The following is a 22,575-nucleotide window of genomic DNA, read 5'->3' on the forward strand; positions in this document are numbered from 1 at the left end:
ACATACTCATGCTTTTCAGCATTGCGAAAAATTGACCGGAAACTCAAATGAAAGTTTCCTTAACAGCTGAAAGATCAATCACGCGCAAAAAAAGATTCTACTTCGGCGCCAGCTCCCTGAGATGACGTGCGACTGCAATCCATGCACCGATATAACCCAACAGCACCGCGCCAAGCAAGAGCGACAGACCGTCGGCAACTGGCACGCCGGCCAGTGCGAAATCACTGCCGTACAAGCCGGCCAGCCCGACCACCGCGTCGTTCAGCCAGTTCAGGCCGAACGCCAATACACCCCAGGACAACAGCCCCGCACCGAAGCCATACAGCGCGCCCATATAAAGGAAAGGACGACGCACATAGCTGTCGGTGCCGCCGACGAGTTTAATCACTTCTATCTCGGTGCGGCGGTTTTCAATATGAAGACGAATGGTATTGCCTATCACCAAAAGTAATGCAGAAACCAGCAACACCGTCAGACCGAACACGAAACGGTCGCCGAGCTTGAGGATGGCAGCCAGACGCTCGACCCAGACTAGATCAAGTTGCGCCTGTTGTACCTTGGGCAGCTCGGAAAGTTTTTGTCTTAATGCTTCCAGCGTCGACTTGTCGACCTCGTTCGGCGTCACCAGCACCACACCCGGCAGCGGGTTTTCCGGCAGCTCGCGCAGGGCTTCGCCCAATCCGGACTGCTGCTGGAACTCTTCCAGCGCCTGGTCGCGGCCGACATATTCAGCATCAGCTACGCCCGGCATGCCTTTGATCTGGTCGCGCAACGCTTCGCCCTGAGCCGGACTGGCTTCAAGTTCCAGGTACAGCGAGATTTGCGCCGCGCGCTGCCACGAGCCGCCCAGACGCTCGACATTGCTCAGCAACAGCGAAAGGCCCATCGGCAGGCTTAACGCAACCGCCATCACCATGCAGGTGAAGAAGCTGCCGATCGGCTGTTTGCCGAGGCGACGCAGGCTGTCGATCCAGCTGGCGCGATGGCTTTCGATCCAGGCACGGAACAGCGTGGCAAAGTCCGGACCGTCGTCATCGTCGTGCTTTTTCTTCTTTGGCGGTTGCGGATCGGCGGCCTTCGGGGCCACGCGCTCGGAAACCTTCGGACTGCGTGTTGCACTCATACGCCGGCCTCCCCGTCGCCGATCAATCGGCCGCGTTGCAGGGTCAGCATGCGATGGCGCATGCGTGCGATCAGCGCCAGATCGTGACTGGCGATCAGTACGCTGGTGCCCAGACGGTTGATGTCTTCGAACACACCCATGATCTCGGCCGCCAGACGCGGGTCGAGGTTACCGGTCGGTTCGTCCGCCAGCAGCAGGGCCGGACGGTGAACGATGGCGCGGGCAATGCCGACGCGCTGTTGCTGACCGGTGGACAGGTCGCCCGGATACAACTCGGCCTTGTCCGACAGCGCCACGCGCTCAAGCGCGGAATCGACGCGCTTGGCAATTTCGACCTTGGACAGCCCGAGAATCTGCAACGGCAGCGCGACGTTGTTGAACACCGTGCGATCGAACAGCAGTTGATGGTTCTGGAACACCACGCCGATCTGCCGACGCAGGAACGGAATCTGCGCATTGCTGATGGTGCTCAGGTCCTGCCCGGCCAGCAGCAGTTTGCCGCTGGTCGGACGTTCCATCGCCAGCAACAGGCGCAACAGCGTGGATTTACCGGCACCGGAGTGGCCGGTGACAAACAGGAACTCGCCGCGACGGACTCGAAAGCTCAGCTCATGCAAGCCGACGTGACCGTTCGGGTAGCGCTTACCGACCTGTTCGAAACGAATCATGAACGCTCCCGCTCGGCAAACAGTGCCTGGACAAAGGGTTCGGCTTCAAAGGTACGCAGATCGTCGATGCCCTCACCGACGCCGATATAGCGGATCGGCAGGCCGAATTGCTTGGCCAGGGCGAAAATCACCCCGCCCTTGGCGGTGCCGTCGAGCTTGGTCAGCGCCAGGCCGGTCAGTTCGACGGTCTGGTTGAATTGCTTGGCCTGGTTGATGGCGTTCTGACCGGTGCCGGCGTCGAGTACCAGCAGCACTTCGTGCGGCGCATCGGCGTCGAGCTTGCCGATGACCCGGCGAACCTTCTTCAGTTCTTCCATCAGGTTGTCTTTGGTGTGCAGGCGACCGGCGGTGTCGGCGATCAGCACATCGATGCCACGAGCCTTGGCGGCCTGCACGGCGTCGAAGATCACCGAAGCCGAGTCCGCGCCCGTGTGCTGGGCGATCACCGGGATCTTGTTGCGCTCGCCCCAGACCTGCAACTGCTCGACAGCCGCGGCACGGAAGGTGTCACCGGCGGCCAGCATGACTTTCTTGCCTTCCAGCTGCAGTTTCTTCGCCAGTTTGCCGATGGTGGTGGTCTTGCCGGCGCCGTTGACACCAACCACCAGAATCACGAACGGCTTGTTCTGGGAAACGATCTTCAGCGGTTGCTCGACCGGTTTGAGCATTGCAGCCAGCTCGGCCTGCAGGGATTTGTACAGGGCGTCGGAATCGGCCAGCTCTTTACGTGCGACCTTCTGGGTCAGGCGCTGGATGATTACCGAAGTCGCCTCGACGCCGACGTCGGCAGTCAGCAGGCGGGTTTCGAGATCGTCGAGCAGATCGTCATCGATGGCCTTCTTGCCGAGGAACAGGCTGGCCATGCCCTCGCCGATGCTGGCACTGGTCTTGGACAGGCCCTGCTTGAGACGGGCGAAGAAGCCGGCCTTGGTTTCTTCGGTGCGCGGGGCCTCGACCGGGGTTTCAACCTGGATTTCCACAGGAGCGACTGGCGCTACGGCGACCGGTGCAGGTGCAGGTGCAGGTGCAGGTGCAGGTGCAGGTGCAGGTGCAGGTGCAGGTGCAGGTGCAGGCTCGGGCGCTTCAACAATCGGAGCAACCGGGGCAACCGGGGCAACCGGGGCAACCGGCGCAACAACCACAGGTTCTGGAATGACAGGAGCGACTTCCACCACCGGCGACGGGACAGCCTCGGGAGCGAACACAACCGGCGCAGGAATCGGCGGCGTAACGTGCGGCGCAGCCTCTTCAACCAGCGCCACCGGCTCTTCCGCCACTGGCAAGGTCAGCCACGGCTCGCTGGCCGGGGTCAGCGGCAATTCGGCGGCGGCCGGCGCTTCAGGCTCGGCCTCAGCCACCGGCTGCAGCACTGGCTCGGCAATCGGCAGCACAACCGGCGCCGGCGCTTCTTCTATTACGGGAGCGGGCGCAGGGGCTGGCTCAGGAATGGCAGTCGGCTGTTCGACGACGGGTTCCTGCGGTTTCTTGCGCAGCCATCCGAACAGGCTTTTCTTCTCGCCAGCAGCAGCTGGGGTCTTCTTGTCGTCGTTGGAACCAAACATGGAGGACGGCTATCTCACGGTAGCGACGCGCCGCAGGGGCGCCCCGGCAAATAAATATTCGATGCAGAACAGACTGTGTTTCACCCAGCTTGTTCACGCGCAACATTTTGTCGAGGCACCAACGGCACCTCAAAGGAATCGTTTTAATGAAGGACTGGCCGGCAAAATCGGCGAAAAAGCGAAGTTTAGCTGATAAACCAAAGCCTTCTGCCGCAAACCCATACAACCTGATCAGGTTTCAAAACCGGATAGGCGTGGTCGCCGGTAAAACGGATCAGTATCCTAGCACCCTCTCGCCCGCCGACGCTAAGACCAAGCGGGCAGCCCAACAGGTTTAAAAACGAATGAATGCTCTAGCCCGCCGCGCCGCAGGCCTGCTGCTCAGCACAGTCTGCCTGCCCCTTTCGGCCCTGGCGGCCGACCCGCAACCGACCCACGAATTCACCCTCGACAACGGCCTGAAGGTCGTCGTGCGCGAAGACCATCGCGCGCCGGTGGTGGTGTCGCAGGTCTGGTACAAGGTCGGTTCCAGCTACGAAACCCCGGGCCAGACCGGTCTGTCCCACGCCCTCGAACACATGATGTTCAAGGGCAGCGAGAAAGTCGGCCCCGGCGAAGCCTCGCTGATCCTGCGCGACCTCGGCGCCGAAGAGAACGCGTTCACCAGCGACGACTTCACCGCTTATTACCAGGTGCTGGCCCGCGACCGTCTGGGCGTGGCCTTCGAACTGGAAGCCGACCGCATGGCCAACCTGCGCCTGCCGGCCGACGAGTTCGCCAGGGAAATCGAAGTCATCAAGGAAGAGCGCCGCCTGCGCACCGACGACAAGCCGATGTCCAAGGCCTACGAGCGCTACAAGGCCATGGCCTACCCGGCCAGCGGTTATCACACGCCGACCATCGGCTGGATGGCCGACCTTGAGCGGATGAAGGTCGAAGAGCTGCGCCACTGGTATCAATCCTGGTACGTGCCGAACAACGCCACGCTGGTGGTGGTCGGTGACGTGACCCCGGACGAGGTGAAGACCCTCGCCCAGCGCTACTTCGGGCCGATCCCGAAACGCGACGTGCCGCCGGCGAAAAAGCCGCTGGAACTGGCCGAACCGGGTGAACGCCAGATCACCCTGCACGTGCAGACCCAACTGCCGAGCCTGATGCTCGGCTTCAACGTCCCGAGCATCGCCACCGCCGAAGACAAACGCTCGGTCAACGCCTTGCGCCTGATTTCGGCGTTGCTGGATGGCGGCTACAGCGGCCGCATCCCGACCCAACTGGAGCGTGGTGAAGAGCTGGTGTCCGGCGGTTCGTCGAGCTACGACGCCTACACCCGCGGCGACAGCCTGTTCACCCTGTCGGCCACACCGAACACCCAGAAGAAAAAAACCATGGCCCAGGCTGAAGCCGGCCTGTGGAAACTGCTGGAACAGCTGAAAACCACCGCACCATCCGCCGAAGAACTGGAGCGTGTACGTGCGCAGGTCATCGCCGGTCTGGTCTTCGAGCGTGATTCGATCACCAGTCAGGCCACCGCCATCGGCCAACTGGAGACCGTCGGTCTGTCGTGGAAACTGATGGATACCGAACTGGCCGATCTGGAAAGCGTCACCCCGCAAGACATCCAGAACGCCGCCAAGCTGTATTTCACCCGCGAACGTCTCAGCGTCGCCCACGTCCTGCCACTGGAGACGACTCATGAGTGAGCGCAAAACCCCACGCCTGCTGCTCGGTCTGATCGCCGTGGCTGTCATCGGCTCCGCCGCGTTCTACCTGGTACCAAGCGACAACACCAAGGCCAGCGAAGCGCTGGATAACGCCAAGTCCAGCCAGAAGCTGCAATCGCTGGCCGAACTCGACGGCAAGGCCCCGGCCAGTCGCAAGCTCGACGTGCAGACCTGGAACACCGCCGAAGGCGCCAAGGTGCTGTTCGTCGAAGCCCGCGAACTGCCGATGTTCGACATGCGCCTGATCTTTTCCGCCGGCAGCAGCCAGGACGGCAACGCGCCGGGTCTCGCCCTGCTTACCAACGCCATGCTCAACGAAGGCGTGGCGGGCAAGGATGTCGGCGCCATCGCCCAAGGTTTCGAAGGCCTGGGCGCGGATTTCGGCAACGGCGCTTACAAGGACATGGCCATCGCGTCGCTGCGCAGCCTGAGCGCCGCCGACAAACGTGAGCCGGCGCTGAAGCTGTTCTCGGAAGTAGTGGGCAAACCGACCTTCCCGGCCGACTCCTTCGCGCGCATCAAGAACCAGATGCTCGCCGGTTTCGAGTACCAGAAACAGAACCCCGGCAAACTCGCCAGCCTGGAGCTGATGAAGCGTCTGTACGGCAATCACCCGTACGCCCATTCCAGCGACGGCAACGCGCAAAGCGTGCCGAAGATCACGCTGGCGCAACTGCGTGAGTTCCACGCCAAGGCCTATGCGGCCGGCAACGTGGTGATTGCGCTGGTGGGCGATCTGTCCCGCAGCGAGGCCGAGGCGATTGCCAATCAAGTGTCTTCTGCGCTGCCAAAAGGCCCGGCGCTGGCGAAGGTCGAGCAACCGACCGAGCCGAAAGCCGGCATCGGCCACATCGAGTTTCCGTCGAAGCAGACCAACCTGATGATCGCGCAACTGGGCATCGACCGTGATGACCCGGACTACGCCGCGCTGTCGATGGGCAACCAGATCCTCGGTGGCGGTGGTTTCGGCACCCGGCTGATGAGCGAAGTCCGCGAGAAGCGCGGCCTGACCTACGGCGTGTATTCGGCCTTTAGCCCGATGCAGGCTCGCGGCCCGTTCATGATCAACCTGCAGACCCGCGCGGAAATGAGCGAAGGCACCCTGAAACTGGTGCAGGACGTGCTCGCCGATTACCTCAAGACCGGCCCGACCCAGAAAGAACTCGACGACGCCAAGCGCGAACTGGCCGGCAGCTTCCCACTGTCCACCGCGAGCAACGCCGATATCGTCGGCCAGCTCGGCGCCATGGGTTTCTACAACCTGCCGCTGAGTTATCTGGATGACTTCATGCGTCAGTCCCAGAGCCTGACAGTCGAGCAGGTTCGTGACGTTCTGAACAAACACTTGAGCACGGATAAATTGGTCATCGTCAGCGCTGGCCCGACCGTGCCGCAAAAGCCGTTACCGGCCCCATCTGATAAACCTGCCGAGCAGCCGCTCGGGGTTCCGGAGCATTAATGGCCAGTCCAAAGAAACCTGTACAAAAACTGCACAACGGTGTGAACCAGTTGCGCATCATCGGCGGCGAATGGCGCAGCCGAAAGCTGAGCTTTCCTGATGCGCCGGGCCTGCGTCCGACGCCGGACCGGGTGCGCGAAACCCTGTTCAACTGGCTCGCGCCGTACGTTGCCGGGGCCAAGGTGCTCGACCCGTTCGCCGGCAGCGGCGCGTTGTTTCTGGAAGCGCTGTCCCGTGGCGCGGCCATGGGCCAGGCGCTGGATGCCAGCCACGTCGCAGTCTCCAGCCTGAAAGAACACCTCGGCACGCTGCGCTGCACCAACGGTCACGTGCAAACCGCCGATGCGCTGCGCTACCTGGAAACCCAGACCGCAACGGCGTTCGATCTGGTGTTCCTCGACCCACCGTTCAACCAGAACCTGCTGCCCGCCGTGTGCACGCTGCTGGAAGAGCGCCAATGGCTGGCCGACGATTCGTGGATCTACACTGAAAGCGAAACCGCGCCATCGACCCTCGGCCTGCCGGGCAACTGGCGCCTGCACCGCGAGCAGAAATCCGGGCGGGTGTACTACGCGTTGTGGCAACGTATGGCAGTGATCGCCGGTTAACCGACCGGCCTGAAAAAGCGGCGAGTCTCAGCCGAGGCTCGCTGCGCTGCATCGAGAGCAATCGTGCCCCCTTCGTCAAAACCGTTCATCCCCGCCTTCGGCCTCGGCAATCCGCACCTGCAAACCCTGTGGGGGCCGCTGTGGCGCAAGACCGTGCACCTTGATCGCCAACGCGAACGGCTGTGGCTGGATGACGGCGACTTCCTCGACCTCGACTGGCACGGCCCCCACAGCGCCGAAGCGCCTCTGGTGCTGGTGCTGCACGGGCTGACCGGTTCTTCCAATTCGCCCTACGTGGCCGGGATCCAGGCAGCGCTCGCCGCGCAAGGCTGGGCCAGTGTTGCGCTGAACTGGCGCGGCTGCTCGGGCGAACCGAACCTGTTGCCGCGCAGCTACCATTCCGGCGCCAGCGAAGACCTCGCCGAAACCATCCGCCACCTCAAAGCCAAGCGGCCATTGGCACCGCTGTATGCGGTCGGCTATTCCCTCGGCGGCAATGTGCTACTCAAGCATCTGGGGGAAACCGGCAGCGCCAGCGGCGTGCTTGGTGCAGTGGCGGTGTCGGTGCCGTTTCGCCTCGATCAATGCGCCGATCGTATTGGCCAGGGTTTCTCGAAGGTCTATCAGGCGCACTTCATGCGCGAGATGGTCGCCTACATCAAAAACAAGCAGCGCCAGTTCCAGCACGATGGGCGCGAGGATGGTCTCGCCGCACTGGCCGCCCTCGGCTCGCTGGAAAACATGCGCACTTTCTGGGATTTCGATGGCCGGGTGACCGCGCCGCTGCACGGTTTCACCGATGCCGAGGATTACTATCGCCGCGCGTCGAGCCGCTATTTTCTCGGCGAGATCCGCACGCCGACCCTGATCATTCAGGCGGCTGACGACCCGTTCGTGTTTCCCCACAGCCTGCCGCAGGCCAGTGAGTTGTCGAGCTCGACCGCGTTCGAATTACAGAACAAGGGCGGGCACGTCGGCTTCGTCGACGGCACGCTCCGCCAGCCAGGTTATTACCTGGAACGACGGATTCCGCAGTGGCTGGCCGACGCGGGGCACGGGTGAGGTCATGAGCGATCAGGGCGAGTCGATCCGTTTCTGGCAAGCCGCGCCCCTGGCTGGGGTCGAGCTGTTGACCGCGCGCTACATTGAGCATCGTTTCGCCCCGCACGTCCACGACGGTTATGTGATCGGCATGATCATGGCCGGCGCTCAGCGCTACCGTTATCGCGGCGCCGAACACCTGGCGGGCAGCGGCACGCTGGTGCTGATTAATCCGGACGAAGTGCATAACGGCCACAAGGGCACCGACGACGGCTGGCTGTACCGGGCGTTTTATCCCGACACCGGGCAGATCGTCGCGCTGCTGAATGAACTGGAACTGCCGACCGCACCGATGCCGGCTTTCGGCGCGACGCTGTATCGCGATCCGGACCTGGTCAACGGTTTCTGTCAGTTGCATCGTTTGCTGGAAAGTCCCGCCACCGCGTTGCAGCAGCAAACGGTGTGGCGTGAAATGATGATGCTGCTGTTGCAGCGTCACGCGGCGGTGCAAATCAACGGTAATCCCGGCAAAGAGCACCGCGCGGTAGCGATGGCCAAGGAGTTGCTGCACGCGCAGCTGGCAGCGCCGCCCTCACTGGAAGAACTGGCGGCGGCCGTGAACCTGTCGCCTTTCCATTTCGCCCGGGTGTTCCGCCGCGCCACCGGCATGCCGCCGCACAGCTGGCTGATGCAGCAGCGGATCGCCTGCGCGCGGGGTTTGTTGCAGAGCGGCTGCCTGCCGGTGGAAGTCGCCACGCAGCTGGGATTTGCCGACCAGAGCCATCTGAGCCGGCAATTCAAACAGGTTTATGGCGTGGGGCCGGCGGCCTATCGCAGCGCGCGGCTGGATCGCTGAGCGCTTATTCGCCCGTCGCGATTCCACGCGCAGGATCGTTGATCCACTCGCTCCACGATCCGGCATACAGCGAACCCAACGGATAACCCGCCAGGCACAGGGCGAACAGGTTGTGACACGCCGTCACCCCGGAGCCGCAGTAAGCCACCAGATCGTTCGGGGAACGCTCGCCGAGTTTCGCGGCGAAACGCTGCTTGAGCTGATCGGCCGGCAGGAAACGCCCGTCGCTGCCCAGGTTGTCGGTGAACGCCGCGCATTGTGCGCCGGGAATGTGCCCGGCGATCGGGTCGATCGGCTCCACTTCGCCCTTGAAGCGTGGCAAGACACGGGCATCGAGCAGGGTCAGGGCCGGCTGGCCGAGGCGCTGCTGCAATTGCTCGGCGCTGAGCAGCAGGCTCATGTCCGGCTGGCCGCTGAAGTTGCCCCGTGCCGCAGACGGGGGATCGAGACTCAGCGGCAGCCCCGCCGCATGCCAGGCCTTGAGCCCGCCATCGAGAATGAACACGCCGTCGCGCTTGCCCAGCCACGCCAGCAACCACCAGGCCCGCGCCGCATAGGCGCCCGGGCCGTCGTCATACAGAACCACGTCGCTGTCGTTGTCGATGCCGAAAGCTTGCAGCCGTTCGACCAGCGCCGCCGGCTCCGGCAGCGGATGACGACCGGTCACGCCCTTGGTCACCGGGCCGCTGAGGTCGCGCTCAAGATCGGCGAAATGTGCCCCGGCAATGTGCCCCTCGGCGTAGCTGCGCTGGCCGTAATCCGGGTCTTCGAGGGCAAAACGGCAATCGAGAATCACCAGCCCCGGTTGCGCCTTGCGGGCATCCAGTGCGGTCGGGCTGATCAGTTGCGCAATCGGCATAGCGAACGACTCCAGTGAGGAAATGGAATTACGGTCTTTCTTCGAGGGCCTGGGCCAGCGGCACGTAAAACTCTTCGAACAAGGCGTTGACCTCATCGCGGGCCTGCTCGGTAACGAACCCTGCTTCCAGCACCAGCACCTGATACACGCCACGTTTGATGGCCTGTTCGCTGAGGTGATTGGAATTCTCCCGGGTCGTGCACAGGAAGCGCACCCACGAGGTGAGGATGATCCACGCGTTGAGGGTCAGGGATTCGATCTGCACCCGGTCCATCTTCAGGATCCCGGCGGCAACGAAGCCTTCGTAGATCGCCGCGCCCTGGATCACGCAGCGCTGGGAGAAGCGCCGGTAACGCCCGGCCAGGTCCGGATCGCTGTCGAGCAGATGCTCGAGATCGCGGTGCAGAAACCGGTAGCGCCACATCGCCGACAGCAGCTCCTTGAGATAGAAACGCTTGTCTTCGACCGTCGCGGCACGGCCCTGGGGCGGACGCAGGAAGCTGTCCACCAAGCTTTCGTACTCACTGAACAGCACGGCGATGATCGCCTGCTTGTTGGGGAAGTGGTAGTACAGATTGCCCGGAGAAATCTCCATGTGGGCGGCGATGTGATTGGTGCTGATGCTGCGCTCGCCCTGCTGATTGAACAGCTCGAGGCTGTTCTGCACGATGCGCTCGCTGGTTTTGATCCGTGGGGCCATGGCTTGAGCTTTAATTCAGAGTGCGTTGGGGGGCATCTTACGACCTAACCGGAACGGGATAAAACCAGGATGCGCAAGGAAGCCATTTGACTTTCTAGAGCATAGACTCTAAAAAGTTCCTCACAACAACATCTCCGGAGCTGACGATGACTGCCGATATTGCCTACCTGCAAACGCTGCAACAGCCGCTGGAAGAGCTCAACCGGCTGTTCGATGCGCAGCGTGCCGCCTACGCCGCCAACCCGATGCCGCCTGCGGCCCAGCGCCAGCAATGGCTCAAGGCCCTGCGCGATTTGCTGAGCAGCGAACGGCAGGCACTGATCGACGCCATCAGCTCCGACTTCAGCCACCGCAGCGCCGATGAAACCTTGCTCGCCGAACTGATGCCGAGCCTGCACGGCATTCACTACGCCAGCCAGCACATCAGCCAGTGGATGAAACCTTCGCGGCGCAAAGTCGGTGTGGCTTTCCAGCCGGCGTCGGCGAAAGTCGTGTATCAGCCGCTCGGTGTGGTCGGCGTCATCGTGCCGTGGAACTACCCGCTGTTCCTGGCCATCGGCCCGTTGACCGGCGCGCTCGCGGCCGGCAATCGGGTGATGCTGAAACTCAGCGAATCGACCCCGGCCACCGGCCTGCTGCTGAAGGAATTGCTGGCGCGGATCTTCCCCGAAGATCTGGTGTGCGTGGTGCTCGGCGAGGCCGATGTCGGCGTGGCGTTTTCGAAGATGCGCTTCGACCACCTGCTGTTCACCGGTTCCACCAGCGTCGGCAGGCATGTGATGCGCGCAGCGGCGGAAAACCTGACACCGGTGACGCTGGAACTGGGCGGCAAATCCCCGGCCATCGTTTCCCACGACGTACCGCTCAAGGACGCCGCCGAACGCATCGCCTTCGGCAAGACCCTCAACGCCGGCCAGACCTGCGTGGCCCCGGACTACGTGCTGGTGCCGGAAGAGCGCATTGGCGGTTTCGTCGAAGCCTATCGCCAGGCGGTGCGCGGGTTTTATCCGACACTCGCCGACAACCCGGACTACACCGCCATCATCAACGAGCGCCAACTGGCGCGGCTCAACAGCTATCTCAGCGACGCCACCAGCAAGGGCGCGCTGTTGATTCCGCTGTTCGACCAGGGCCAGGGTCGACGCATGCCGCACAGCCTGCTGCTGAATGTCAGCGATGAGATGACGGTGATGCAGGACGAGATCTTCGGCCCGCTGCTGCCGATCGTGCCGTATCAGGATCTGGATCAGGCATTTGCTTACATCAATCAGCGGCCACGTCCTCTGGCTCTTTACTACTTCGGCTACGACAAGCGCGAACAGAAGCGCGTACTCAGCGAAACCCATTCCGGTGGCGTCTGCCTCAACGACACGCTGCTGCACGTGGCGCAGGACGACATGCCGTTCGGCGGCATCGGCCCGTCGGGCATGGGCCATTACCACGGACACGAAGGTTTCCTGACGTTCAGCAAGGCCAAGGGCGTGCTGGTCAAACAGCGCTTCAACGCGGCGAAGCTGATCTACCCGCCCTACGGCAAATCCATTCAGAAACTGATCCAGAAACTGTTCATTCGCTAACGTCACCGCCGGGTAATAACAACAATGCACCCAAGCCTGACCGAAACACCTGCCCTGTCGCGCCGTGGCCTGCTGAAATTCAGCCTGGGCGCCACGGCTTTTCTCGCCACCGCCGGCCTTGGTGCCAGCCTCAGCGGCTGTTCGTCGAGCGTTTCAGCCAACGGATTCACCACGTTGCGCAGCGGTGATCTGCTGTTTCTGCGCGCGCTGATTCCAGTGCTGCTGGAGGGCGCCGTAGCTGTGGAAAAGCTGCCCGCCGCTGTCGATGGAACCCTGAAGTCGCTGGATTACAGCCTCGATCACCTGTCGCCGGAAATGCTCAAGCTCACCCGGCAACTGTTCGATGTCCTGGGCATGGCCGTGACGCGCGGGCCATTGACCGGAATCTGGGGCAGTTGGGAAAACGCCAGCCCCGAGGCAATCCGCCACTTCCTCGAACGCTGGGAAAACAGCTCGCTGAGCCTGCTGCGCATGGGCCACAGCTCATTGCTGCAAATGGTGATGATGGCCTGGTACACCCGCGCCGAATCCTGGGCCCATTGCGGTTATCCCGGACCGCCCGCCGTTTGAGCCTGGCGACCCATCCAAAACAATAATAAGAGAACCTGATCGATGCCCGTACCCGACCCGTTTCGCGAAGGCCTTGCCCGTGGCTGGAAAACCTACAACGGCGCGCAACTCACCGATGACCTGACCCTGGAAGCCGATGTCGCCATCATCGGCAGCGGCGCCGGTGGCGGCACCACGGCGGAAATCCTCAGCGCCGCCGGCTACAAAGTGCTGCTGATCGAAGAAGGCCCGCTCAAGACCAGCAGCGATTTCAAACTGCTGGAAGACCAGGCCTACAGCAGCCTCTACCAGGAAGGCATCGGCCGCATGAGCAAGGACGGCGCGATCACCATCCTTCAAGGCCGCGCGGTCGGCGGCACCACCCTGATCAACTGGACATCGAGTTTTCGCACCCCCGAGCCGACCCTCGAACACTGGGCCAAAGAGCACAACGTCAAAGGCCACAGCCCCGCCGACATGGCCCCGTGGTTCGAAAAAATGGAGCAGCGTCTCGGCGTCGCCCCGTGGATGGTGCCGCCCAACGCCAACAACGACGTGATCCGCAAAGGCTGCGAACAACTCGGCTACAGCTGGCACGTGATCCCGCGCAACGTGCGCGGCTGCTGGAATCTGGGCTACTGCGGCATGGGCTGCCCGACCAACGCCAAGCAATCGATGATGGTCACGACCATTCCGGCGACTTTGGAAAAGGGCGGCGAGCTGCTGTATCTGGCCCGGGCCGAAAAGCTTTTGATCAGCGGCGACAAGGTCACCGGCCTGCAATGCGTGGCGATGGACGAACGCTGCGTCGAGCCGACTGGACGCACGATCACCGTCAAGGCGCGGCATTACGTGCTGGCCGGCGGCGGGATCAACAGCCCGGCGCTGCTGATGCGTTCGGATGCACCGGATCCGCACAAACGGCTGGGCAAGCGCACTTTCCTGCATCTGGTGAACATGTCCGCCGGGCGTTTCGACGAGGTCATCAACCCGTTCTACGGTGCGCCGCAGTCGATCTACTCGGACCATTTCCAGTGGAAGGACGGCACCACCGGCCCGATGGCCTACAAACTCGAAGTGCCGCCGCTGCACCCGGCGCTGGCCGCCACGTTGCTCGGTGGTTTCGGTCAGGAAAGCGCGCAACACATGGCGGACCTGCCGCACACCCACGCGATGCTCGCCTTGCTGCGTGACGGTTTTCACCCGGACAGTCAGGGCGGCAGCGTCGAATTGCGCGGTGACGGTTCGCCGGTGCTCGACTATCAGGTGTCGCCTTACACCTGGGAGGGCTTGCGTCGCTCATTCCACAGCATGGCCGAGATCCAGTTCGCCGGCGGCGCCAAGGCGGTAATGCCGATGCACGCCGATGCGCGCTACGTGAACAGTCTGGCCGAGGCCCGCTCGTTGATCGACAGCCTGAGTCTGGAGTTGTATCGCACCCGCCTGGGCAGCGCCCACGTCATGGGCGGTTGCGCCATGGGCGAGGACCCGAAAACCGCCGTCACCGACAGCCTCGGCCGCCATCATCAACTGAGCAATCTGTCGATCCATGACGGCTCTTTGTTCCCCACCAGCATCGGCGCCAACCCGCAGTTGTCGGTGTATGGTCTGACGGCGCAACTGGCGACATCCCTCGGCGAACGGTTGAGAAACCCGTGAAAAAGACGAAAATTCCGATCGTCTATAGTGCTTTCTTACCCAACAGGCGACTTTCCCGACCGGGACGGCTGCGATACCATCCGACTCCCCAACGGATTCCCGCCAGGACGACGCGATGAACCGAGTGTTGTACCCAGGTACCTTCGACCCTATTACCAAGGGCCATGGCGATCTGGTCGAACGCGCCTCGCGCCTGTTCGACCACGTGATCATCGCCGTCGCCGCCAGCCCCAAGAAGAATCCGCTGTTCCCGCTGGAACAACGGGTCGAGCTGGCCCGCGAGGTCACCAAACACCTGCCGAACGTGGAAGTGGTCGGCTTCTCGACGCTGCTGGCGCATTTCGCCAAAGAGCAGAACGCCAACGTGTTCCTGCGTGGCCTGCGCGCGGTGTCGGACTTCGAATACGAATTCCAGCTGGCCAACATGAACCGCCAGCTAGCCCCGGATGTGGAGAGCCTGTTCCTCACCCCGTCCGAGCGTTATTCGTTCATTTCCTCGACCCTGGTGCGGGAAATCGCGGCCCTGGGCGGCGATATCAGCAAGTTCGTCCACCCGGCGGTGGCCGAAGCCCTGACCCTGCGCTTCAAGAAGTAACGACCGTTCAAACGGCGCCCGCGTGCACTACGGGCGCCAATGCGGCACAATTGCGCGCATTGATTCATAGCGCCCGGGCTCCCCGCCCCGGCTGGAGTTAGCATGTCCCTGATCATCACCGACGATTGCATCAACTGCGACGTCTGCGAACCCGAGTGCCCGAACGCCGCCATTTCCCAAGGCGAAGAGATCTACGTGATCGACCCGAACCTGTGCACCCAGTGCGTCGGCCACTACGACGAGCCGCAGTGCCAGCAGGTCTGCCCGGTGGATTGCATTCCGCTGGACGAAGCCCATCCGGAGACTGAAGAACAGTTGATGGAGAAGTACCGCAAGATCACCGGCAAGGCTTGAGCCACTGAATCCGATCGCAGCTCCCGGCTGCGATCGCGTCATTCACGCTGCTCGAATCCCTCCCCTGTGCAGCCCAGGCAACGCACGAACGCCGCTTTCGCCGGCGCCACCACCAACGCCTCTCCCGCATCGCCAATCCCGCCACCCAGCGCGGTGAACGGCAATGACACGACGAACGCCCCGGCACCGATCACCGTCGCCACCACCAGCAATGGTCGGGCAATCAGCAGGTCGCCGAGCATGGCGTAGGCCGGTGGATTCTGGATGGCGTAGCGAGGGTCACCGCTGCCGCCTTCAGTGGCCTGAACGGTCAGGCTGAAGCACAGCAGCAGGGCGACGATGAGGGTTTGCAAGGACTTCATGGCACGATCCTTCGGGCTGAACAGTGAGACAACTCACTATAGACCGTAGGACTTATTCGGAGGCTTTGCTCAGCTCTGGCAGCGCGGACACCAGACGCTGGCGCGCTGGCCGAGCTTCATTTCCCGCAGGCCCGTGCCGCAGACCTTGCAGTGCTCGCCACCGCGACCGTAGACAAACAGTTCCTGCTGGAAATAGCCCGGCTGCCCGTCGCCACCGATGAAATCACGCAACGTGGTGCCGCCGCGCTCGATGGCGGCAGCGAGGATGCGTTTGATCTCGATCGCCAGCTTCAAGTAGCGCGCCCGGGAAATGCCCTTGGCTTCGCGACGCGGATCGATGCCGGCGGCGAACAGTGCTTCGGTCGCGTAAATATTGCCGACCCCCACCACCACCGCGTTGTCCATGATGAACGGCTTGACCGCCATCGAACGCCCGCGTGACAGCTGATACAAGCGCTCGCCATCGAACAGGTCGGTCAACGGCTCTGGGCCCAGGCGGATCAGCAATTCGTGATTGAGCGGGTCGGTGCTCCAGAGCATCGCCCCGAAACGCCGTGGATCGGTGTAGCGCAGTGCCAGGCCCGACTCCAGTTCGATATCGACATGCTCATGCTTGGCCGCCGGCATCCCGACCTCAACCAGCCGCAAGTTACCCGACATGCCCAAGTGGCTGATCAGCGTGCCGACTTCGGCGTTGATCAGCAGATACTTGGCGCGCCGCTCGACCAGCACGATGCGCTGCCCGGACAGGCGCACATCGAGGTCTTCGGGAATCGGCCAGCGCAGCCGCCGGTCACGCACGATCACCCGGCTGACGCGCTGGCCTTCCAGGTGCGGGGCGATGCCGCGGCGGGTGGTTTCGACTTCCGGCAATTCAGGCATGGGGGTCTCGAATCAGTTTGCTAAATCAGTGCGCGCCAAGTTCGCGGATCGTCTGCTTCAACGTTTCGAAGTCGTAATCCGAGAGGCCAATGTATTCCAGCACCAGCGGCCCGACCGCCTGCCATTCGAAGTCTTCGGTCTGGTTGCCCAGCACCCGGTACGACGCGCAGATGTGCTCGGCCATCTTCAGGATCGCCAGCAGGTTTTTCATCTGACTGTTGCGCGAAGTCTCGTCGCTGAAGATCGCCAGGGCATTGTGGTGATTGGCGATGGCCGCGCTGACGTGTTCCGGCAGGCGCCAGGACTTCGCGGTGTAGTAACCGACCACCGAGTGGTTGGTGTTGTAGACATCGTTCTCGGTGTCCACGACCCGGCGCTCGGCACTCGCGTTGGCGTAGGCCTTTTCGAGCGTCGTCATGTAATCCGGGAAACGCTGAAGCATCAACGGGACGCCGCAGTCGTGGAACAGGCCCAAGGCGTAAGCCTCGTCGCTGGCCTCGGTGCCGACGCGCTTGGCCAGGGTCAGGCAGGTCATGGCCACGTCCTGGGCGGTGTCCCAGAAACGGTTGAGGGTGACGATGGTGTCGTCATTCATCTCGCCCTTGATCGACATGGCGTTGATCAGATTGACGATCGAACGGCTGCCCAGCAGGTTCACCGCGCGCTTGATCGAAGTGATCTTGTTGCTCAAGCCGTAATACGGCGAGTTGACGATTTTCAGCAGCGAGCCGGACAGGCCGGGATCCTGGGAGATCAGCTTGGCGATCGTCTCCAGATCCGGGTCGGGCATGTATTGCTCCATTTGCAGATCCACCATGATCTGCGGCTGCGCAGGCACGCTGATGCCTTGCAGGGACTGTTGAATCTGTTCGGTGGTCAGCTCTTGGGACATAAGTACACACTCTGGGACAGGCGGCGATTCTAACCTCTAAAAACCGACGGACGACACATCGGGGGCAGATCGGCGGAAACTTTCATTCAAGACCATCTGGCCAATTCTGCCTTCATTCATTTGCAGGCCGGGCTGACGCGCCGCGTGTCCAGCGTCGAACCCGCGTGCGGCGCAACACGGTATACTCCCGCTCTTTTTTCCGGAGCGACGTCATGTCCCTGCCTAGCTTGCGCCTCAAAGCCAACGCCGACCGTCGCCTGCGCGCCGGCCACCTGTGGGTCTACAGCAACGAAATCGACGTGGCCGCCACCCCGTTGCACGGCTTCAAGGCCGGCGACCAGGCGATCCTCGAAGCCGCCGGCGGCAAGCCTCTGGGCATCGTCGCCATGAGCCCGAACAACCTGATCTGCGCACGTCTGCTGTCGCGCGACATCAAGCTGCCGCTGGACAAGTCGCTGCTGGTGCACCGCCTGAACGTGGCCCTGTCGCTGCGCGAGCGCCTGTTCGACAAGCCGTTCTATCGCCTGGTCTACGGCGATTCCGACCTGCTCCCGGGTCTGGTAGTCGACCGCTTCGGCGACATCCTCGTGGTCCAGCTCGCTTCGGCGACCATGGAAGCCCATAAAGATGACGTGATCGCGGCACTGACCCAAGTGCTCAAGCCAAGCGGCATCCTGTTCAAGAACGACTCCGCCGCCCGCGATGCCGAAGGCCTCGAGCGTTACACCGAAACCGTGTTCGGCGTGGTGCCGGAGTGGGTGGCGCTGGAAGAGAACGGCGTGAAATTCGAAGCCCCGGTCATTCAGGGCCAAAAAACCGGCTGGTTCTACGACCACCGCATGAACCGCGCCCGCCTGGCCCCATACGCCAAGGGCAAACGCGTGCTCGATCTGTACAGCTACATCGGTGGCTGGGGTGTGCAAGCCGCCGCATTCGGCGCCAGCGAAGTGTTCTGCGTCGACGCATCGGGCTTCGCCCTCGACGGCGTTGAGCGCAACGCCGCACTCAACGGTTTCGCCGACAAGATGACCTGCATCGAAGGCGACGTCTTCGAAGCCCTGAAGGAACTCAAGGCCAGCGAAGAGCGCTTCGACGTGATCGTTGCCGACCCGCCTGCGTTCATCAAGCGCAAGAAAGACCTGAAGAACGGTGAAGGCGCCTACCGTCGCCTGAACGAGCAAGCCATGCGCCTGCTCACCAAGGACGGCATCCTGTTCAGCGCTTCGTGCTCGATGCACCTGCCGGAAGACGACCTGCAGAACATCCTGCTGACCAGCGCCCGTCACCTGGACCGCAACATCCAGCTGCTGGAGCGCGGCGGTCAGGGCCCGGATCACCCGGTACACCCGGCCATCCCGGAAACCCGCTACATCAAGAGCATCACCTGCCGCCTGCTGCCCAACAGCTAACGGTATCGATGCGTATAAAGAAGGGGAGCCCACGGGCTCCCCTTCTTTTTGCCTTTGATTTTGCTTTCCTACATTTATCGTCCTGCCGACGTGCAGGATATTTCCGCGAATACTTTATTTATCGATATCTAACTTACACACTGACTTCCAGCCAAAGATCACTCCGACAAAATTACTGGACTATTCCTACTTAATATTTGCTTGCGATTAACCCATTACAAACTATTATTAAGTCGTCACCACGGAGGTGACACCAACTAACCACGAAGCAAAAATGAACAAGGAGTTCAATCATGAAAGCAATTACCCTGGAATCCCGCACCCTCGCAAACCTGGCTTTTCTGGTCGCACCTAAAGCCCGTTAAGTAAGGTGGGTGCTGGGTATAGCCGGCTATCCAGCGCCTCTGACAAAGCACCTATCCAGAGCAGCGTGCCCCAACATGCATATAAATCCTTATTTATTCATACTGCCACGAACGCCCGGCCAGATAGTCTGGAACTACAAAAACCATACTCAACATGAACTTGATCTTGAGTACTCCTCCCGATTGGCGCAACTTATTCACGACCCTGATTCATATGACAGCAGCAACATAATAGACACACAGTTATTAACTGCCGGAATACTGACTTCTTCAAAAATCTCAGCGCCTGTCTGGGGCTGGGATGAACTGTCCAGGATCTACCATATCGGGACTCGGGATATTCCTTGCGAACACACTCCCCGAAACATTCAGGAATGGTCCAGGCAATACCTCGAACACTGCAACACAGTGCTTGCCACCCCACCGCCGGCCGACATCCCTGCAGATACCTGTCCGACCCCACTCATCGCCCTGCCCGAACCGCTGGCACTGAATGACGACAGCCTGTCGAGTTCACTGACCCGGCGAAAGACCTGCCGATCCTTCACCGGCGCCGCCGTGTCGCTGGACGATGTCGGCACCTTGCTCTACCTGTCACTCGGTTACCTGCGAGAACGCGATGCCGATTGCGACGACAGCATTGCCGACGGACTTGGCGCACGGCGCAGCAGTCCTTCCGGAGGCGGGCTCAATGCCTGCGCCGGGTTCGTGTTTGTACAGAACGTCGACGGACTGGCGCCCGGCGTTTATGCCTACCACCCCGTCGAACACGCCTTGAGCTTCATCAACCCCTTGCCCGACACCGAGCCCGGCAATCTGCTGGGGGGCCAGCATTTCATCAATAACCTGCCATTGGGGCTGTTCATCACCGCCCGCTTCGACCGGCTCTGGTGGAAATACCCGCACTCACGCGCCTATCGAATGGCGTTCGTCGAAGCCGGGCACCTTTCGCAGACATTTCAACTGGTGGCTACAGCGCTGGGCATGAACACCTGGCTCACGGGCGCGTTTTCCGACGATCAGGTCGAAACGTTGCTGAAGCTCGAGAACAGTGCGGAGCAACCCTTGTTCTTCGTCGGTTGCGGGGAAAGCGACGGTCAGGCGATGTGTCAGGAAATGCGCGACCTGCTGCGTGAGGCACAAGCATGAGCGCCCTCGCCCCGGAACCGGTCTTTCAGTTCACCCTGAGTGACTGGAACATCCGCGCCTCGGTTCGCACCAGCCCCCACGATTACCGCTTGCCGGACAACGTGCAGGAACAACTGGAGACCCGGCACTGGTTTCCGCCGGCGTTCCTGCCCTACCTGGCCCACCCAGCCATTGAAGCAGCGGGCCGCTCGATGTTGCACCGGCTTACGGCCCGGCATCTGGTGCATTTTCTCGACTACACAACGCTGCTCGAACACCGAATCGTCAATCGCGCCGTCGAAACCATCGTCCACGGCGAGCTGCCGGTCGCGGTGCCTGCGCCGATGAAAACCGCCGCACTCCAGCTCTACACCGACGAGGGCTATCACGCCCTGTTTTCCAGTCAGGTGGCAGAGCAGATCGCCAATATCTACACGATCACCGGGCGCCCCGTGATACCCAGACGAATCACCCGGATGAACCTGCTGATTGCTCGCACCGGGCAGGAGCACCGGCCGCTGGCGTGCTTTCTTCTGGGCTTCGTCTCGGAAACGATCATTGCCCGTGAACTGCTGGATGTCTGCCGCGACAGCCTGGTGTCCGGCGTCAACGACATGTTGCGCGATCACCTCACCGACGAAGCGCGCCACAGCCGCTATTTCACCGAAGTGTTCCACTACCTCTGGTTGCACCTGAACCCGCGACAGCGAACGTTCACCGCGACGACCCTGCTCGACATTCTGGAAATCTTCTTCGAAGTGGATGAGCACTGGCTGCAGGAAAGCCTCGGTGGCGCGGGCATTGCAAACACGACGGTGATGGACATTCTCGGCACGATGACATCGACCCAGGCCAGTCGACGGCGGTCACGCGCCGGCAGCCTCGCTACATTGAACGCATTGAAAAAAGCCGGATTTTTTGCCGAACCTCAAAACCAGACATTATTTGCCAGGGCAGGACTGATCGATGGATGACGGACAATCTGTGGTGACCCGACGACAGCGGCGCGGGGCTGTCAGTCTTCTGCTGGCAATGGTGTTGCTCGGCGTCTTTCCACTGGATGTCCTGCTGCCTTCGTTCCCGGCACTGGCCGAACACTTTCGCCGCACCCCGGCGGACATCGCCCTGTCGATCAGCCTGTTCGCGGTCGGAATTGCCTTCGCCCAGTTGCTGATCGGGCCGCTGTCGGATGTGATCGGGCGCAAGGGGCTGCTACTCGCCGGCATGAGCGTTTCAATACTCGGCGCCCTCGGGTGCGTGATGACCTCGGACTATTCGCTGTTTCTGATGTTCCGGGTGGTGCAGGCGCTGGGGTGCGGTTGCTTCGTGCTGTCACAGGCGCTGGTGCAGGACCTGTTTGAAGGCGAGGAGCGTGATCGCCTGCGGATCCTGATGGTGACCGCCGGCGGGATTTTCATCTCGGTATCGCCGCTGGCTGGCACCTTTCTTCAGGCGACGCTGGGCTGGCGCGGCAGCTTCTGGGTGTTCATCGCATTATCAGCCGCAGTGCTGCTCAAGGCCTGGCTGTTTCTGGAGAAAACCCGACCGACCGCCAGTGGCACACGTACGAACTTCCTCACGGCCTATCGACGGGTTCTGGGAGATTTCGACTTCGTCGGTTACTGGCTGATTTCAGCGTTTGCCTTCGCCTGCCACTTTTCATTCATCGTGATCTCGCCGCTGATCTTCATGGATCGACTGCAACTGTCCGCTTACGAATTTTCGTTGATCCTGTTGATCTACGGTGCGGCTTACGTCACCGGGGGGATCCTCGCCAGCGTGCTGAGCAGGCGCATCAACAGCGGCCAGCAGATGGTCGTCGGCCTGAGCCTGATCCTGTTCGCCGGCGTGACCATGCTGTACCTGTCGTCGAACCTTGCACTGGCTCCGGCGACCGTGCTGATCCCGATGCTGATCTGTACCGCCGGCACCACCATTGCCCGGCCGGCCGCCACGTCCCGGGCCATGAGTCTGTTTCCGGAAAACGCCGGCACCTCGGCCTCGGCCGGCAGCACGATCATTTTCATCTGCGGCGGCTTGATCAGTGCCTTGATCAGCCTGAGCCCGACCAATCTGCAATCCACGCTGGGCTACAGCTTCGTGATACTCAGCGGGGTGGCACTGGCGTTGAACGCGCGGATCAGTCGGCGCAACGATCTGGTGGGGCAACCGGACAGCGATTAATCCTGCCGGTCGTCATCCCGCA

Annotated in this window: 23 protein-coding genes; 15 read left to right on the plus strand and 8 right to left on the minus strand. The window is 62.0% G+C overall.

Annotated features, from left to right (window positions below; translation table 11 throughout):
* Positions 1-97 precede the first annotated feature (97 nt).
* From ftsX to ftsY, 3 genes are read right to left on the minus strand one after another with little or no spacing between them, the layout of a single operon-like run.
* Positions 98-1,123, minus strand: coding sequence for a permease-like cell division protein FtsX (ftsX, locus tag PMI24_RS09920; protein ID WP_007953395.1), 1,026 nt, complete (start codon positions 1,121-1,123; stop codon positions 98-100).
* A complete protein-coding gene (gene ftsE / locus PMI24_RS09925) occupies positions 1,120-1,791 on the minus strand; it encodes a cell division ATP-binding protein FtsE (RefSeq protein ID WP_007953396.1) in 672 nt (223 codons plus the stop codon). The genes ftsX and ftsE overlap by 4 nt, the downstream gene beginning before the upstream one ends.
* Positions 1,788-3,353: a signal recognition particle-docking protein FtsY gene (gene ftsY / locus PMI24_RS09930; RefSeq protein WP_007953398.1), complete on the minus strand. Its 1,566-nt coding sequence runs from the start codon at positions 3,351-3,353 to the stop codon at positions 1,788-1,790. The genes ftsE and ftsY overlap by 4 nt, the downstream gene beginning before the upstream one ends.
* On the opposite strand from ftsY, the gene PMI24_RS29210 reads away from it, so the two are divergent.
* The 6 genes from PMI24_RS29210 (at position 3,352) to PMI24_RS09960 (ending at position 9,038) form a co-directional block, all read left to right on the plus strand.
* The gene (locus PMI24_RS29210; protein ID WP_157222933.1) at positions 3,352-3,546 is read left to right on the plus strand and encodes a hypothetical protein; all 195 of its coding nucleotides are present in this window, start codon (positions 3,352-3,354) and stop codon (positions 3,544-3,546) included. The two genes, ftsY and PMI24_RS29210, sit on opposite strands and share 2 nt — an antisense overlap.
* 151 nt (positions 3,547-3,697) lie before the next feature.
* A complete protein-coding gene (locus tag PMI24_RS09940) occupies positions 3,698-5,053 on the plus strand; it encodes a M16 family metallopeptidase (RefSeq protein ID WP_007953399.1) in 1,356 nt (451 codons plus the stop codon).
* Positions 5,046-6,533, plus strand: a complete 1,488-nt coding sequence (locus PMI24_RS09945) for a M16 family metallopeptidase (protein ID WP_007953400.1) — start codon at positions 5,046-5,048, stop codon at positions 6,531-6,533. Before PMI24_RS09940 ends, PMI24_RS09945 begins: the two co-directional genes overlap by 8 nt.
* Positions 6,533-7,141, plus strand: coding sequence for a 16S rRNA (guanine(966)-N(2))-methyltransferase RsmD (gene rsmD / locus PMI24_RS09950; protein WP_007953401.1), 609 nt, complete (start codon positions 6,533-6,535; stop codon positions 7,139-7,141). The genes PMI24_RS09945 and rsmD overlap by 1 nt, the downstream gene beginning before the upstream one ends.
* A 63-nt stretch (positions 7,142-7,204) precedes the next feature.
* Complete coding sequence (locus PMI24_RS09955) at positions 7,205-8,203, plus strand: hydrolase (protein WP_007953402.1); 999 nt, start codon at positions 7,205-7,207, stop codon at positions 8,201-8,203.
* A gap of 4 nt (positions 8,204-8,207) precedes the next feature.
* On the plus strand, positions 8,208-9,038 hold the full coding sequence (locus PMI24_RS09960; protein ID WP_007953403.1) for an AraC family transcriptional regulator: 831 nt from the start codon (positions 8,208-8,210) through the stop codon (positions 9,036-9,038).
* A 4-nt stretch (positions 9,039-9,042) separates the two neighbouring features.
* Here the strand turns inward: PMI24_RS09960 and PMI24_RS09965 are convergent, their stop codons facing one another.
* Together PMI24_RS09965 and PMI24_RS09970 are read right to left on the minus strand one after the other, a co-directional pair.
* Entirely contained in the window at positions 9,043-9,897 is an 855-nt protein-coding gene (locus tag PMI24_RS09965) for a sulfurtransferase (protein WP_007953405.1), read from the minus strand.
* A 28-nt stretch (positions 9,898-9,925) separates the two neighbouring features.
* Entirely contained in the window at positions 9,926-10,597 is a 672-nt protein-coding gene (locus PMI24_RS09970) for a TetR/AcrR family transcriptional regulator (RefSeq protein WP_007953407.1), read from the minus strand.
* 146 nt (positions 10,598-10,743) lie between these two features.
* On the opposite strand from PMI24_RS09970, the gene PMI24_RS09975 reads away from it, so the two are divergent.
* The 5 genes from PMI24_RS09975 (at position 10,744) to PMI24_RS09995 (ending at position 15,331) form a co-directional block, all read left to right on the plus strand.
* The gene (locus tag PMI24_RS09975; RefSeq protein ID WP_007953409.1) at positions 10,744-12,174 is read left to right on the plus strand and encodes a coniferyl aldehyde dehydrogenase; all 1,431 of its coding nucleotides are present in this window, start codon (positions 10,744-10,746) and stop codon (positions 12,172-12,174) included.
* A gap of 24 nt (positions 12,175-12,198) precedes the next feature.
* Positions 12,199-12,744 (plus strand): hypothetical protein, encoded by a 546-nt coding sequence (locus PMI24_RS09980; RefSeq protein ID WP_007953410.1) that lies wholly within the window; start codon positions 12,199-12,201, stop codon positions 12,742-12,744.
* 42 nt (positions 12,745-12,786) lie between these two features.
* A complete protein-coding gene (locus PMI24_RS09985; RefSeq protein WP_007953413.1) occupies positions 12,787-14,382 on the plus strand; it encodes a GMC family oxidoreductase in 1,596 nt (531 codons plus the stop codon).
* A 115-nt stretch (positions 14,383-14,497) separates the two neighbouring features.
* The gene (gene coaD, locus PMI24_RS09990) at positions 14,498-14,977 is read left to right on the plus strand and encodes a pantetheine-phosphate adenylyltransferase (protein WP_007953414.1); all 480 of its coding nucleotides are present in this window, start codon (positions 14,498-14,500) and stop codon (positions 14,975-14,977) included.
* 102 nt (positions 14,978-15,079) lie between these two features.
* Positions 15,080-15,331, plus strand: a complete 252-nt coding sequence (locus PMI24_RS09995; RefSeq protein ID WP_003195146.1) for a YfhL family 4Fe-4S dicluster ferredoxin — start codon at positions 15,080-15,082, stop codon at positions 15,329-15,331.
* A 38-nt stretch (positions 15,332-15,369) separates the two neighbouring features.
* Here PMI24_RS09995 and PMI24_RS10000 read toward each other — a convergent pair whose 3' ends face one another.
* From PMI24_RS10000 to PMI24_RS10010, 3 genes are all read right to left on the minus strand, one after another.
* Positions 15,370-15,693, minus strand: coding sequence for a hypothetical protein (locus tag PMI24_RS10000; protein ID WP_007953415.1), 324 nt, complete (start codon positions 15,691-15,693; stop codon positions 15,370-15,372).
* Positions 15,694-15,762: 69 nt separating this feature from the next.
* Complete coding sequence (gene mutM, locus PMI24_RS10005) at positions 15,763-16,575, minus strand: bifunctional DNA-formamidopyrimidine glycosylase/DNA-(apurinic or apyrimidinic site) lyase (RefSeq protein ID WP_007953423.1); 813 nt, start codon at positions 16,573-16,575, stop codon at positions 15,763-15,765.
* Between the two features lie 25 nt (positions 16,576-16,600).
* The gene (locus PMI24_RS10010; RefSeq protein WP_162130477.1) at positions 16,601-17,413 is read right to left on the minus strand and encodes an HDOD domain-containing protein; all 813 of its coding nucleotides are present in this window, start codon (positions 17,411-17,413) and stop codon (positions 16,601-16,603) included.
* A gap of 266 nt (positions 17,414-17,679) precedes the next feature.
* On the opposite strand from PMI24_RS10010, the gene PMI24_RS10015 reads away from it, so the two are divergent.
* From PMI24_RS10015 to PMI24_RS10030, 4 genes are all read left to right on the plus strand, one after another.
* A complete protein-coding gene (locus tag PMI24_RS10015; RefSeq protein WP_007953425.1) occupies positions 17,680-18,876 on the plus strand; it encodes a class I SAM-dependent rRNA methyltransferase in 1,197 nt (398 codons plus the stop codon).
* 440 nt (positions 18,877-19,316) lie between these two features.
* On the plus strand, positions 19,317-20,390 hold the full coding sequence (locus PMI24_RS10020; protein WP_045121709.1) for a SagB family peptide dehydrogenase: 1,074 nt from the start codon (positions 19,317-19,319) through the stop codon (positions 20,388-20,390).
* Complete coding sequence (locus PMI24_RS10025) at positions 20,387-21,343, plus strand: diiron oxygenase (protein WP_007953427.1); 957 nt, start codon at positions 20,387-20,389, stop codon at positions 21,341-21,343. Before PMI24_RS10020 ends, PMI24_RS10025 begins: the two co-directional genes overlap by 4 nt.
* Positions 21,336-22,553 carry a multidrug effflux MFS transporter gene (locus PMI24_RS10030; RefSeq protein ID WP_007953428.1) on the plus strand — a complete coding sequence of 406 codons (1,218 nt, stop codon included), beginning with the start codon at positions 21,336-21,338 and terminating at the stop codon, positions 22,551-22,553. The genes PMI24_RS10025 and PMI24_RS10030 overlap by 8 nt, the downstream gene beginning before the upstream one ends.
* Positions 22,554-22,575: the final 22 nt, after the last annotated feature.

The sequence above is a fragment of the Pseudomonas sp. GM25 genome (assembly GCF_000282255.1).
GTDB classification, from domain to species: Bacteria; Pseudomonadota; Gammaproteobacteria; order Pseudomonadales; family Pseudomonadaceae; genus Aquipseudomonas; species Aquipseudomonas aphyarum.